Here is a 12,167-nt window from a genome sequence, read left to right as displayed (position 1 = left end):
ATTACTTCTAAACTAATTTTTTATTCTTTGTGCCAATAGCTTTCCATCCATGCCCAAAATTGTTGTTCATCTAATTTTTTACCATTGGAAATCCATGGTTTTAATGTTTCTTTTGTTACTATCTCCTTATTTTTATCCTATAAATTCTATAAATAATACTGTCCGATAGGGGTCTAAATGATTAACAGGGGTACTATTTCCTCCACTTCCTTCTATTGAATAATTATGTCCAAAAGTTTGCCTTAATACCTGTTGTTTACTGCCTCCTCCAACTCCCCAAATTGCAATATCCTTTAAATAAAAAGACATGGCCGGCAAGTTTGTCTGAAATAAGGTGTGTGTTTTAGATCCTCCTGTTTTCCCTATTTGGTTAAATTCCTCTTGATTGGGATCAAATCCAACTGGCATACGACCTCTCCAGTCCACTACTTCCCGCCATCCTGCCGGAATTTGATTTGCAGGTTTGTTCCATAAAACCATACCACCCCCAGCTTGAAATACAGCATTCTGTTTTTTCAAAAGGGTAACCTCATTTTTTAATTGTTCTAATTCTGAACGACTTACTTTATTTTCAAAAGTTTCTGTAAGAGTTTTAAGAGGCATTATTCTTTTAAAGTCTTCCCATTTATAATTTTGAGCACCTGTTCCAAAAGTAAAATACCTTTTGGTTATAACTACCTTTTGTTTCCCGTTTTCAAATTCTTTATTTATTTTTTCTTCGAACAGCGTAATATTCGCCAGTTTGATTCCTCCCCGAAATTCAAAAATTTCACCATTTATAAAAACAAATCCGTCCGTTATTATATTATTACCAGATTCATTACAACCTGAAATTATTGCTAGATCACCTGCCATTGCAGCTAATCCGTTAATAGGGGGGGTATAGGTTTCTTGTATGTCTTCTAATCGGTTTGTGGTCATAGGAAAACCACCTGCATTATTATATTCTAATTTATTCATGTTATATCTTCTAAAGGTTCTATTTTGTATCTTTTACTAGCTAATCGATAATAATCAATTAAAGCTTTCATTTCAAAATTATCATTATTCAGTAATTCTATTGGAACCAAAACCAAAAAGTCTGCCCCATTATCTTCAAAATCTGCATCTTGTCTAAGATAAATTGTACCTAAATATTTGATTTTTTTCTCCACTTCTGTATAAATATACTGTTGCTTATATCGATGGGAATTTGTAATTATAATTCTGCGCTGAATAGGATCAAAACGATCATTAAGCATTCCCTGCATGTAACATATTTGGGAATTGTGGTTTAATTTATATATATTATCAAAACGAAATTGTAACCAGGAATAATGAAGTATTTCTAGGGGTTTTATTAATGAAAATAAATAATTAATTATCTTTATTTTTCTTAATAAAGGCGGAAGTATTAATATGCTTAATTTTTTTATATTTAGATTATACCACATAAGTAATTGTAATTAAACTATTTCCTAAATATTCTGTTGTAAAATAGCCAGATTCTGGTATTTTAGACATATAGATACTTTGAGTTTGTCCATAATCATTAATTGTTGGGTCTATCCAAGCTGTAGATGCATTGTCTATATTAATATCCTTTACCCCTGTTGTGGCTTGTAGTTTATCTGTTAGTTTGGATAATACTAATTCTCCATTAAAAGGTAATTCTCTTAAAAACTGCTTTATAGAAGTTTCTATTGGCTGTATATCTCCATCGATTGGTGCTATAGCATTTCCTTTGTTGTCTAAAACTAAAGCATCTCTTTTGATGGTAATATTGAGATATAATAAATCTGGAAGGTAATTTATTATAGTAAATGGAACTCCTGCATCTCGTATTTTTTCCATATATGCAGTAAATGATTCAATAACTGTATCGTCCAAAGGACTTAATTTACCTCCGTTTTCTGTAGCAATCTTAATTATTAACCTGCTTTGGTTTTGTGCTTCGGTTACTGCAGAATATTTTACAATTTTACTGTTTTTTATATCATCTTCGGTGTGTCCTTCGTTATTAAATTCATCTGTATCTAAATATAGATCAAATCCATACTGAAAGGCTAGTGCTTTATTTCTATACCATCGTGCTGTATGGGGTTTTAAATCCATTAAAATCTCATTTACTTCTTTTTTATGTGAATCAAAAAGAAGTTCTAGAGTAAAAATAATATATGCTATAATATAAATAAAATTACGCCAAATAGATACTTTTGAATTTGAAGTAAGCCCGTTCAATTCTGAACGACTTTCTTTTTCTTGCAGTATAATGTTTTCTATTTCTTCAATTGTTCGGGCCATTTGCTTAATTTTTATTTTGTGTTACTTCTTCAGAATTAAATATTTTTTGATATTTCTCAGGCAATAAACACAATACTTTTTTAATAATATTTATTCCTCCTGCGTCTTCTATATTTTCTCCAAGACTCCATATTTCTATTCCTGAAAAAATATAAAGAGCAATTATTGTAAGTGTTAATCCTCGATTGTTGAAATTGAATAAAACCATTTGGTCTAAAATAAAATAATCTATAACAAAAGCTATGATCATATAAATACCATATTCTGTAAATATTTTATCACACATTAATCGCAATCCTTTCGATTTTATTTGTCGATAAAAATATTTTTTTAAAGGGTTAAATTTTAATTTTTGCTTTTTTGCTTCTGCATTGATTCGTGTAATGGTATCTAAAATGGTTATTATAGCAAAAGCTAATAATGCCATTTTTAAAGATGTAAGATATGATAAAATCATAGATATAAAACCTGTGGTCATTAAATATAATTTATTTATTTTGGCGGTTGTTGTTAATATACTTATCATTTTTTCAAATAATTAAATTAATTATCTTACCACAAATGTTTGATTTATAATCATTTCACCAATTCCTTGGTCATTTATTAAGTCGTTTATATATTTATCGGATATTGTAGTAGCTGGGTATAAAGCTCTATTTTCAAAGTATTTAGCAATACTTTTATCTACATACTCCGGTTTTTCTGGTATTTTTAACTCCATGCCTGGGAGTAAATCTTGGGTATATTCTATTTCATTAATTCGGGCAATTTCCGGCATAGCTTCTGCTGTTCCGCAATACTGGCAAGCAATATTTATAAGACTTTGCCCTACTAATACTTTAATTTTTCTTGTAGTTTGCATCTACACTTACGTTAGGTATATTAATTGTAATTTTCCTTACATTCATTCCATCCAGGGTAAATTCCTGGTCTATTTCTCGTGCTAATACCGAAGTATCTGCTGATTCTAAATAACGTTTGGCACCAACACAATTTTCTGGGTATTCAGCAAAATCTCCTTTAGCTGACATTAATAATAATAATTGATTTTGAGCATCTGTATCCTCGACAACAAAATCTCCATTTTCAATTTTCATATCATAATTTTCACTTAAAAAAAAATCTTGCATCATGATATCGTATTTTTAAAAATTCCTGCAACCGTACTAGAGTTAGCTCTTAACCCTCCATTATAGGTAATGGTAATTTCTTTTATTTCTTCTACAATCGCTTTTGCTAATTTTTCACTTATTCTTTCCAAAGAATCATTTGCATTTTTTTCTTCAGTTTGTTCAAACTTAAAAGCAGATTTTATTTTTGTCTTTAATCGATCTTTATCTAATGACATTATTTATTCTTTTTTTTAGTTCTATAAATTGAAAATCGTTAATTAACTTAATGGTACACCCTGTATTTGTAGTAAAACTCATATTCCGTATAGCATCTACAAAATCATTTATTAAAGTAATCATGTTTTCGTTTCCTATTTTTATCTGAACAGAATTAATTTTATCACATGCAACAACCATCCACTCGTCTCCATTTTCAATCCGAACTGCTAATACTAAGCTATTAATTTCTGGTACTTGTAAAAAGCCATTATTTCCTCCGGTAATTGGTCGCAAACGAACATCATAAAATTCTTGTCCATCTTCATCTATAAGGATACAAGTACATTCGTTAGTATCTACGTCCTTAACTCGGGCTATGTTTGTAACGAAGGGTGCAAATTTTCCTGCCAGGCTTTCCAACCGCTTTCTTATCTCATATTCATCGAATTTATTTGCCATAAAAATAATTTAATGTTATTTTTTGCCTTCCGCCACTGCTATCATACGAACCTTCTATTGTTTCTACAAAAAATAATCCTTCGCGTTCTGGAAATCGCTTATCTATAATTTCTACTACATCGGATTTATTTATATAGGGTTCTAAAAAACATGTAATAGAGCCCTGGTATCCGGAATAGTTTTCTGAGGTTTGCATTTCATTAGCAATCTGTTTTTGTATTTCTTCATTGATGCCTGATTTTATCTTTACCTCTTTGGTTTCGTTATATTTTTTTTCGTCACTCTTAATTTTCTTTACTTGTCCTTTACTATTCTTTTCTACAAGAGTAATTTTTACATTTTTTTCAGTTTTACGTTTTTTTAATTCTTTATCTTCTACAGTATTCCATCCTATCTGCAATTTTATTGGTTCTTGGTCTTTGTTTCTATATCCAAAACGAGTACCTACATATAGTATTTCATTATCGAAAAATGGTGTAAGGTGAATTTCCTTTTGCAAATATTCTAATACCTGCCAACCGGTGTAATTTTTAAAACGTACGTTTTTTAATACTACTTCTGGTATTTTATCTGAAATTTGTATATCTGTTCCTTTAGTTACATCTAATAATAATTTTTTAAGAGTTACAGATTTATAACTAGCATTAAATACTTTTGGCAACTTATAGCTATATCCTTCACACTCCAGTTCTAAAGCATCTGTTACAGTAATTGTTTTTATAAATCCTGTAAATCTAATTTCATCTCGTTTATTATATCCTAGTTTTAGAATTACATTATCTCCTTCTGTAAAAACTATATTTTGCTTTTTCTTTTCATTTATTTCTTTTGTCTCATCTGTAAGATTACTAACAAGATAAATACTTTTCGGTAAACTGATTGTGCAAGTATTTGAGGCTGATAAAACTGAAGTTTTCCATTTTACAGAAGTAGGTTTTACATTATATTTACCAATTATAATATCTGATGTCATATTAAACATATCAAATCTGTATTAAGGTATCTACAAAATCAGTTTCACATTCTAATGTAAAAGGCCTCATATTATAGCCTTTGCCTTCTACTTCGGGAAATTCTAATGAATTAATAACTATCTTTCGGGAACCAGTCATAAATAATTCAGTTAAAGCGCAATATAATTCTACAGAGTCGGTAGTTTCATACAATTCTTTTAATTTTAATATTTCTTTGTCCGGAAAACTTTGGTTTTCTCCTACCAGCATTCCTTTGATGTTTATGATATAGTCGCCTATGTTAAATTTTTCTTTAATTGTTCCTTTACGTTCTGAAACTTGTGTACGTATAATTGTTTTTTGGGAACTAATTCGTACTGTACATAAATATAAATCTAAACATAGACCATTATTTGTAAAAAGCTGAATTGGCAAAAAAACTTCACGTCCGTTGTAATATTTAATTAGTTCTATTCCTTTATCTGTTGTAGGGATGGCTTGATGTGCTGGTGACATTCCATTCATCACCTTTCCTACATCAAGATCTGATTGGGTTACCCCAAAATATTGTTTATATAAATCAAATGTTTGTTTCATTATGATAAAGCATCATTAGTTGTACCAACAAGTACTCGTGCGAACATTTCCATAAAAATTTTTTCAATATCTGCCGTTCCTTCTTGTATATTTACAGAGTTTAGGTTAATAGAATCTAAAAATTTACCAACATGAATATTAACTACCTGTTGTTTATTACTGATAATATCTTCTTTAGCTTTTATAGACCTATTTGAATTAGAAGTTGTATGATTTACAAGATTTTTTATCGAATTAGTAAATTCTTTATTTTCTTTTTTGTCTTCTTTTTCTTTTTTGTTGACTTCTTCTGGATTTGGTAACTTAGGTTTAGAATTAAAATCTAATGAAAATTTACTATTGACCTTAACACTATCCTCCCCAAAAATCAATTTTTTTACAAAACGATAAGCTTCTTCTAACTTATTAATTACAGGCATAAATATTTTATCAAATAACCATTGCAAGGCACTTAATAAACCTTCAATTCCTTTTGCAATGAATCCGTAGAACTTGTATACTAAAGCAAATATATCTTTTAGAAATTCAGAATTTTTAATAAAATTAGCTAGTTTTATTACAATATTAGAAATTGTTCCAAATAATTTATTTGATAATGGAACAATAGATTCATTGAAAAATTGAGCAACAATATCTATATAATCCTTAAATCCTCCTGTATCATCTTTCAAGCCAGACATCCATTCAGATACTTTTTTAATTCCATCTTCCAAAGGAGAAATACCACTTTCTATAAATGGTAAAATTAAATTGGCAAATTCTAAAGCATTGGTAATTAAAGGCATAAAGGAATCTCCAGCTTTTGTTTTCAGTTCATCCCAGGCATTTTCTAATTGTTGTACTTTTCCTGCAGGAGTTTCAGCAATTTGTTCCATCGCATCAGCAAAACGTCCACCTTCAGAAGTTGCGTCTATAAATGATTGTTTTATATCTTCAAAGGAAATTTTACCTTCATCAACATCTCTTGTTAATTGACTGATACTTTTCCCTGTTCTTTCAGCCATAACCTCAAGTGGATCAAATCCTGCATTTATAAATTCTGATAATCCATCACTAGTTAATTTGCCTGCAGTATATAATTGAGAAAAAGCTTGGGTTAAACTATTGAGTTTTTGTGTATCTCCCATAGATACGTCTCCTAACATTTTCATATTTGGAGCTATATCTTCTGCTTTAATTCCATGTCCTAACATGTTTTGAGCATTTTGAAATACTTCTGGACCCAATACAGAATTCTTTTGAAGTTTTACTAAATCTGCCGTTAATTTTTCTCCACTATTTTTACTTCCTGCCAAGATATTAAAAGAAGATTGGATTTTCTGACGTTCAAAGCTTTTACTGATGGAATCTGATATTAAATTAAACCCTGCAGAGACAATATCTCCAACATCCAATGATACTCCTACTGCTCCTAATATCTTTTTAACTCCCCCAAGCATATTTTTTAATCCTCCACCTGAAGATCCTCCTTTTTTAGATGGTGCGGATTTGTCTGCTCCCTTTATTTTATTAGACTGCCGTGACAAAGATTCTAATTCTTTACGGGCTGCCGCAATTGTTAAAGGAACTTTGGATGTTGCAGCTACATTTTCTACTCGTTTAATTGATATCTGTAGCTCTTTATAGCTCATAGACAAAATTTTATTATGTCCAGTTAAACGGTCGGTATATAATGTAGATTTCTGTGCAAAATCCTGAAATTGATATTTTAAAGCATTTACAGTTACTGTTGTCTGATGTATAGAATTAGCAAATTTTACTATCGTTGAAGTAGCAAAATCTCTTACTTTTATATCATAGTTTACAACGTTCATACTTTTATATTTTTACACCTTTTTTCCACCATTCTAAAGCGACTCCGGTACGGTAATAAAATATTTCATCATCCCATTTTGCGGATTCAGCTCCGAAAGCCATTAAACCAAAAACTCGAATAGATTCTATGCTTTTATCTTTTTCTCCTGATTTTAGAATTTTAAAACAATCGTTTTTTTTACCTCTATAATTCCTTGTATTTGTAGCATTACAGATGAAAAATAATCGTCTTCATCTTTCAGTTCATTATCTCCATCTAACCATAATTCATTTAATAAAATACGAGCAGAATTTACAAAAGCTTTGTCTAATCCCTCAGACTGATCTGTAAGGGCAGCGGTATAACTAGCTACATCTTCTGAGGTAATCGGGCGTAAAGCAGCCATTTTATCTTCAACTAAAATGTAATTTAACGGTTTATTTTTAAAAGCTAACTTCCATTTTTTTATTTGTTCAATTCCAAATCGGCTTTCGATTCGTTGTTTGTTGTCGATTTCAACTGTTTCTGTTTGGCTTTCCTCTGAGTTATTTCTAGTTTTTTTCATGTTTTTTTTATATAATTTTAGTGGTTATGTCAATAGCTAAAAAAGGTAGGGTTACTTCCATCATTTTGGCTCCTTGTTCCATGGCCAATTCTACTTTAGAAAATTTCACTCCTCTTGCAGTAACAATTCTTAAAGGGCCATTTTTTTCTTTTTTAAAAGTACCTGTAATAACAATATTTTCTTGAGGTACATCTTGAATTCTTGCATAACCAAATTTTTGGACTATTCTAATTAACTCGTCAAGTTCAAAACCTAATATTTTAATATTCCCTTCCGATTTGGTATTTCCTGACTGAATATCTAATGGTTTATTACCTGCTCCGTATATTAATTCATTTTCGTCTTCATTATTAAAAGAAAACCCTCTAAGTCCTTTTATTTTTCGTCCCAGGATATTTAAATTAAAATCCATCCAGGCACATTCTGATGTTTGTAATTTCATAATTCTATGTTTATAGTTTTACTGTTAAACCTAAAGTAAATTTTATCCAAGTCATATATCCAAGAGGCTGTATTTTTTCTTCTATATACAATGTAGAAGTATTCACTATATCCTGAACAGGTTTGCCGGCCTCGTTCAGTCCATTTGGAATCAATACATCAAAATTGGATATTTGGGTTCCCATATTATTCTCAATTTCTGATTTTATAGTATCTTCAATATGGGCTATGTCTGCAGCGTTAAGGCTTCCGTCTGATTCTAATTGTATATTTCCTTCTAAAAATGGAATTAAAGTTTCAGCAGTTATTCGTTGGGCTTTATCTATTATTCGTCCGTTAGCTAATATTTTTAAATCGTCTTTAGACGCCATATTATCTACACCGAAATAATATCCTGCTGTTCCTGATGGATTATAAAAAGTAATTAGTCCTGAATCATGTAAAGTTTCCATATCTAACCGTTCGCTTATAGGTTTGGTCCCGATGTAAATCTGGGCAAGGCTTAATGCCCCATTGGTTCCGGCTCCTAACTTAACATGTGCAGGATATTTAACCGCACGAGCTAAAGCTATACCTACAGAAGCTCCTTTATCTGGATTTGAACTTCCTAAGACCACTCCGATATAATTATTATTGGATTCATTTGCTTTAAAATCATTTTGAGCATCCTCTTGAGCAATTCTACCTTCTAACAACATTCGGAAAGGTTTATTTTTTCTCTGAAAAGCTTCAGCAATTGGGCGACTGCCTAAAACAGTATTTTTTACATCTGTATCAAAAAAACTTGTTCCCGGATTATAATCTGATTTTGGTTGACGTGTTATTCCTACCAGATTAACATCTTTTTGATTCAATAATTTGTATAATCCGTTTTCATTGGATGCATTTACAAATTCATTCATAGTTGTATCGGGTGAGTAACCAATGATTTCTAACTGCATATTTCCACCTAATTCTTGGTAAAATTCTGAAATATGTTTATATGCAGATGGTTCGTCAGAAGCAGTAAACCCTTTTTGTACTGCATCTTGTAAATTGTATACTGTTGTAACTACTTCTGATAAACCAGGAGTATTAACAGTTACCGCTAATGCTCCTCGACCATCAGTTACGGTAATACTTCTAAGTAAATTATTAGATTGTATTGTTGCTGAAATATTAGGAAATGGCATAAGATTTATTTTTTTAATTTATTTTCTATTTTTTATTATTTTTATATTTTTTGTTTCTCTCTCAATTTCAAAAGCTTTTTTTATTTTTTCACTTTTTATAATCTGTCTATTTGAGTTATTTTTTTAAATATGATAGTAACTACTGATTTTAAATATTCCAGTGGTTTTTCCATATTTTTTTAATTCTGATGTTGTCATTTATGTTTAATTTTTTTATAAATAATTATAATTACACTTCCCAAAACCAGTATTATTAATATTTCTCCTATAGAGGCTAATAATTTAATATTTTCAGGTACATATTTTTCTTTTTGAATATAGGTTTCAAATCTGACTTTGGTTTGTATTTCTTTTTGTAATTCGTCTTTTAATTTAGCTTTAATTGTCAATGTGTCACATTCACATTTTACAGTTAATTTACCTTCTGGAGATTTAGATAAACTTAGCTTCGCATTCTTATTTTGTTTGAATTTTGGATTTTCTGAAAGATTATTGCAATCTGTAACTAGTGTTACTTTAGCTTTTTCGGTAACCAAAATTGTATCTCTATAGGTAATAAGTTTTTCACAAGTAATAGTGTCATGTATAGTTTTAAAACCGATTACAGGTTTTGGACTCCTGCAACCGGAAAAAACTATTACTATAACTACTACTATGAAAAAATTTATTTTTTTCATTTTATTTCAATCGTAAAACCTTTAGGGGCTAATTCGATTAATTTTTTTAAAGTTATACGTGAATTTAGTATATCTAAATATCCATCTTTGTTGATATCTGAATAAGAGTCTCCTATAAGGATACATCCTTTAATATCAGTATAAAAATTTCCTGCATGAATAAGAATCCATTGCCTAGGTTCAGTAGGAACTATATGATAATGTTTTCCTCTCTGGGGTGTTGTTCTAGGAACAGCTTCATAAATTCCGACAGGAATACAAGAAATGGATTTTCTATTATTTTTCCAGGGAAGCTCTAAGGTTTTACATTGAAATATTTTAATTTCAGAATCATTATAAAGAGCTAAATCACCTAATGTTTGAACCTTATCAAATTTTCTTCTTGTTAATATCGCTTTCATCTTAAAATAGTTATTATGCTGTTCAAACTATTGAAATAAATTGTTTTCTATCTCTACGTCTTCAATCTGCCATTTACAAAAATTGATAGTCGATTTAACCTGTTTTTGTTTTGTGTCTATTAAATTATATACATAATACATTATATAATTATAGGTTAAACAAATTTCTTTTTCTATTTTTTTTAATGACATCTCGTCGAAAATTTTATTCTGCAAAATTCTGAACTATGCCCAGAAATAAAAAAAAATGGTGACATTTTGTCGTATTCTTTTTTATTACTACCCAAGGTTAAATAGTTTTGAAAGACATTATTTTAACTTAATCCTTTATAGTTTTTTAAAGCATTAAACAAAGTGGTTCAAAAGTGATAGAAACGTCATTATTACTTTTTTTTATTAAAGTTTTATTCAAAAAAATCTTGTAATATAAAAAATGAACCTTATTTGATTGTTTTTAATTGGTTGAGAGTAGTTCTCAGGGTAAAGTAAGAATGATAGTATTAACAAAATATTTTTTATTGAATACAGTTGAAAAAGAAATATTATAAAAATTTATTCTTTATTAATAATCATGTTTGGAAATATGAATTGTTTAATATTGAATTATAAAGTTTTACCAATCTCCTTGATTCAAACTGATATTCATTGAAATCTAAACAAAAAAATAACTCAAGAAATCGATAAACTTTTTAAAATTTAATATATGAACTCATTCTTTGCAAGGTTATATCTTGATTTAAAAGAACGTATAAAATCAGAAGTCCCTATGATACAAAATATAGAGCAGGATTTTAGACAGTATAAATTAGAAAATTGGCAACTTAATGTATCGTTTCCAACACTATTAATTGATTTTCCAAATACAAAATATTCTCAAGAATCTGGATTATCTCAGTTGGGCGAAGTAAAAATAAAATTTAAATTGCTTAACTATCTGTTTGATCAAAATAACGAAGATACTTTAGCAGATCAAAAAGTTACTTTAGAGTTGTTTGAAATTGAAGACCAACTTATTAAGGCTTTACAAGGTTGGAAAGGAAATTATTTCCAGCCATTAATTCGTTTAAGTTCTTCAACAAAAAAGCGAAAAGGCTTAAAGTTTCAAATCAGAAAATTAGTGTTTAATACCATCTATGAAGAGGAATTTTAGAGTATAGGTGACTCATATCTACGTATGGGTAATTGTTGTATAACTTCTTTGTAATCATCTAAATTAATAGCTAAATACCTACGGAAAGTTCGTTCACTCATAGGTACTTGTTTACTGATAATATCACGAAATATTCGTCGGCGGCTTTTAGACTGGTTTCCAGGTTCATAATTTTCTTTTATAATATCTTGAACCAGTTTAATTTTACGAAAGGTATTAGAATTTTTAGGCTTGAATGACATATCTGTAATTTTGTCTTACAAATATATGATATATTGGAAATTATTACAAGTATTTATATTTTTAACATTTCAATTCCCAATATTTTTGTTCTCGATTAAAA

Annotated in this window: 18 protein-coding genes; 1 reads left to right on the top strand and 17 read right to left on the bottom strand. The window is 29.4% G+C overall.

Annotated elements, in window-relative coordinates; genetic code table 11:
* Positions 1–132 precede the first annotated feature (132 nt).
* The 16 genes from C4S76_RS03220 to C4S76_RS03145 form a co-directional block, all read right to left on the bottom strand.
* Entirely contained in the window at positions 133–960 is an 828-nt protein-coding gene (locus C4S76_RS03220) for a phage baseplate protein (RefSeq protein WP_105192588.1), read from the bottom strand.
* Positions 957–1,433, bottom strand: coding sequence for a hypothetical protein (locus tag C4S76_RS03215; protein WP_105192586.1), 477 nt, complete (start codon positions 1,431–1,433; stop codon positions 957–959). Before C4S76_RS03215 ends, C4S76_RS03220 begins: the two co-directional genes overlap by 4 nt.
* On the bottom strand, positions 1,423–2,283 hold the full coding sequence (locus tag C4S76_RS03210; protein ID WP_105192584.1) for a nucleotidyltransferase: 861 nt from the start codon (positions 2,281–2,283) through the stop codon (positions 1,423–1,425). Before C4S76_RS03210 ends, C4S76_RS03215 begins: the two co-directional genes overlap by 11 nt.
* 4 nt (positions 2,284–2,287) lie before the next feature.
* Positions 2,288–2,809 carry a hypothetical protein gene (locus C4S76_RS03205; RefSeq protein ID WP_105192582.1) on the bottom strand — a complete coding sequence of 174 codons (522 nt, stop codon included), beginning with the start codon at positions 2,807–2,809 and terminating at the stop codon, positions 2,288–2,290.
* A 21-nt stretch (positions 2,810–2,830) separates the two neighbouring features.
* Positions 2,831–3,145 carry a hypothetical protein gene (locus tag C4S76_RS03200; RefSeq protein ID WP_105192581.1) on the bottom strand — a complete coding sequence of 105 codons (315 nt, stop codon included), beginning with the start codon at positions 3,143–3,145 and terminating at the stop codon, positions 2,831–2,833.
* Positions 3,123–3,416 carry a hypothetical protein gene (locus C4S76_RS03195; protein ID WP_146105671.1) on the bottom strand — a complete coding sequence of 98 codons (294 nt, stop codon included), beginning with the start codon at positions 3,414–3,416 and terminating at the stop codon, positions 3,123–3,125. The genes C4S76_RS03200 and C4S76_RS03195 overlap by 23 nt, the downstream gene beginning before the upstream one ends.
* Positions 3,413–3,631, bottom strand: coding sequence for a hypothetical protein (locus C4S76_RS03190; RefSeq protein WP_105192579.1), 219 nt, complete (start codon positions 3,629–3,631; stop codon positions 3,413–3,415). The genes C4S76_RS03195 and C4S76_RS03190 overlap by 4 nt, the downstream gene beginning before the upstream one ends.
* Entirely contained in the window at positions 3,618–4,073 is a 456-nt protein-coding gene (locus C4S76_RS03185; RefSeq protein WP_105192578.1) for a hypothetical protein, read from the bottom strand. The genes C4S76_RS03190 and C4S76_RS03185 overlap by 14 nt, the downstream gene beginning before the upstream one ends.
* Positions 4,063–5,046 (bottom strand): hypothetical protein, encoded by a 984-nt coding sequence (locus tag C4S76_RS03180; RefSeq protein WP_146105670.1) that lies wholly within the window; start codon positions 5,044–5,046, stop codon positions 4,063–4,065. Before C4S76_RS03180 ends, C4S76_RS03185 begins: the two co-directional genes overlap by 11 nt.
* Before the next feature lie 10 nt (positions 5,047–5,056).
* Entirely contained in the window at positions 5,057–5,623 is a 567-nt protein-coding gene (locus tag C4S76_RS03175; RefSeq protein WP_105192576.1) for a DUF6046 domain-containing protein, read from the bottom strand.
* Positions 5,623–7,437, bottom strand: coding sequence for a tape measure protein (locus C4S76_RS03170; RefSeq protein ID WP_105192575.1), 1,815 nt, complete (start codon positions 7,435–7,437; stop codon positions 5,623–5,625). The genes C4S76_RS03175 and C4S76_RS03170 overlap by 1 nt, the downstream gene beginning before the upstream one ends.
* Positions 7,438–7,590: 153 nt before the next feature.
* Positions 7,591–7,983, bottom strand: coding sequence for a hypothetical protein (locus C4S76_RS03165; protein WP_105192574.1), 393 nt, complete (start codon positions 7,981–7,983; stop codon positions 7,591–7,593).
* Positions 7,984–7,990: 7 nt separating this feature from the next.
* On the bottom strand, positions 7,991–8,425 hold the full coding sequence (locus C4S76_RS03160) for a hypothetical protein (RefSeq protein WP_105192573.1): 435 nt from the start codon (positions 8,423–8,425) through the stop codon (positions 7,991–7,993).
* Positions 8,426–8,435: 10 nt separating this feature from the next.
* Positions 8,436–9,596 carry a DUF2586 family protein gene (locus C4S76_RS03155; protein WP_105192571.1) on the bottom strand — a complete coding sequence of 387 codons (1,161 nt, stop codon included), beginning with the start codon at positions 9,594–9,596 and terminating at the stop codon, positions 8,436–8,438.
* A gap of 194 nt (positions 9,597–9,790) precedes the next feature.
* The gene (locus C4S76_RS03150) at positions 9,791–10,273 is read right to left on the bottom strand and encodes a hypothetical protein (protein ID WP_105192569.1); all 483 of its coding nucleotides are present in this window, start codon (positions 10,271–10,273) and stop codon (positions 9,791–9,793) included.
* On the bottom strand, positions 10,270–10,674 hold the full coding sequence (locus tag C4S76_RS03145; protein WP_105192567.1) for a DUF5675 family protein: 405 nt from the start codon (positions 10,672–10,674) through the stop codon (positions 10,270–10,272). The genes C4S76_RS03150 and C4S76_RS03145 overlap by 4 nt, the downstream gene beginning before the upstream one ends.
* A gap of 703 nt (positions 10,675–11,377) precedes the next feature.
* Between C4S76_RS03145 and C4S76_RS03140 the strand changes: the two genes are divergently transcribed.
* Positions 11,378–11,824 (top strand): hypothetical protein, encoded by a 447-nt coding sequence (locus C4S76_RS03140; RefSeq protein ID WP_105192565.1) that lies wholly within the window; start codon positions 11,378–11,380, stop codon positions 11,822–11,824.
* Here C4S76_RS03140 and C4S76_RS03135 read toward each other — a convergent pair.
* Positions 11,821–12,066 carry a hypothetical protein gene (locus C4S76_RS03135; RefSeq protein ID WP_105192563.1) on the bottom strand — a complete coding sequence of 82 codons (246 nt, stop codon included), beginning with the start codon at positions 12,064–12,066 and terminating at the stop codon, positions 11,821–11,823. The two genes, C4S76_RS03140 and C4S76_RS03135, sit on opposite strands and share 4 nt — an antisense overlap.
* Between the last annotated feature and the right edge of the window lie 101 nt (positions 12,067–12,167).

The sequence above is a fragment of the Apibacter adventoris genome, assembly GCF_002964965.1.
In the GTDB taxonomy this organism is placed as follows: Bacteria; Bacteroidota; Bacteroidia; order Flavobacteriales; family Weeksellaceae; genus Apibacter; species Apibacter adventoris.
Note: the sequence above shows the minus strand (reverse complement) of the source record. Positions and strands in the feature narration are given on the sequence as shown.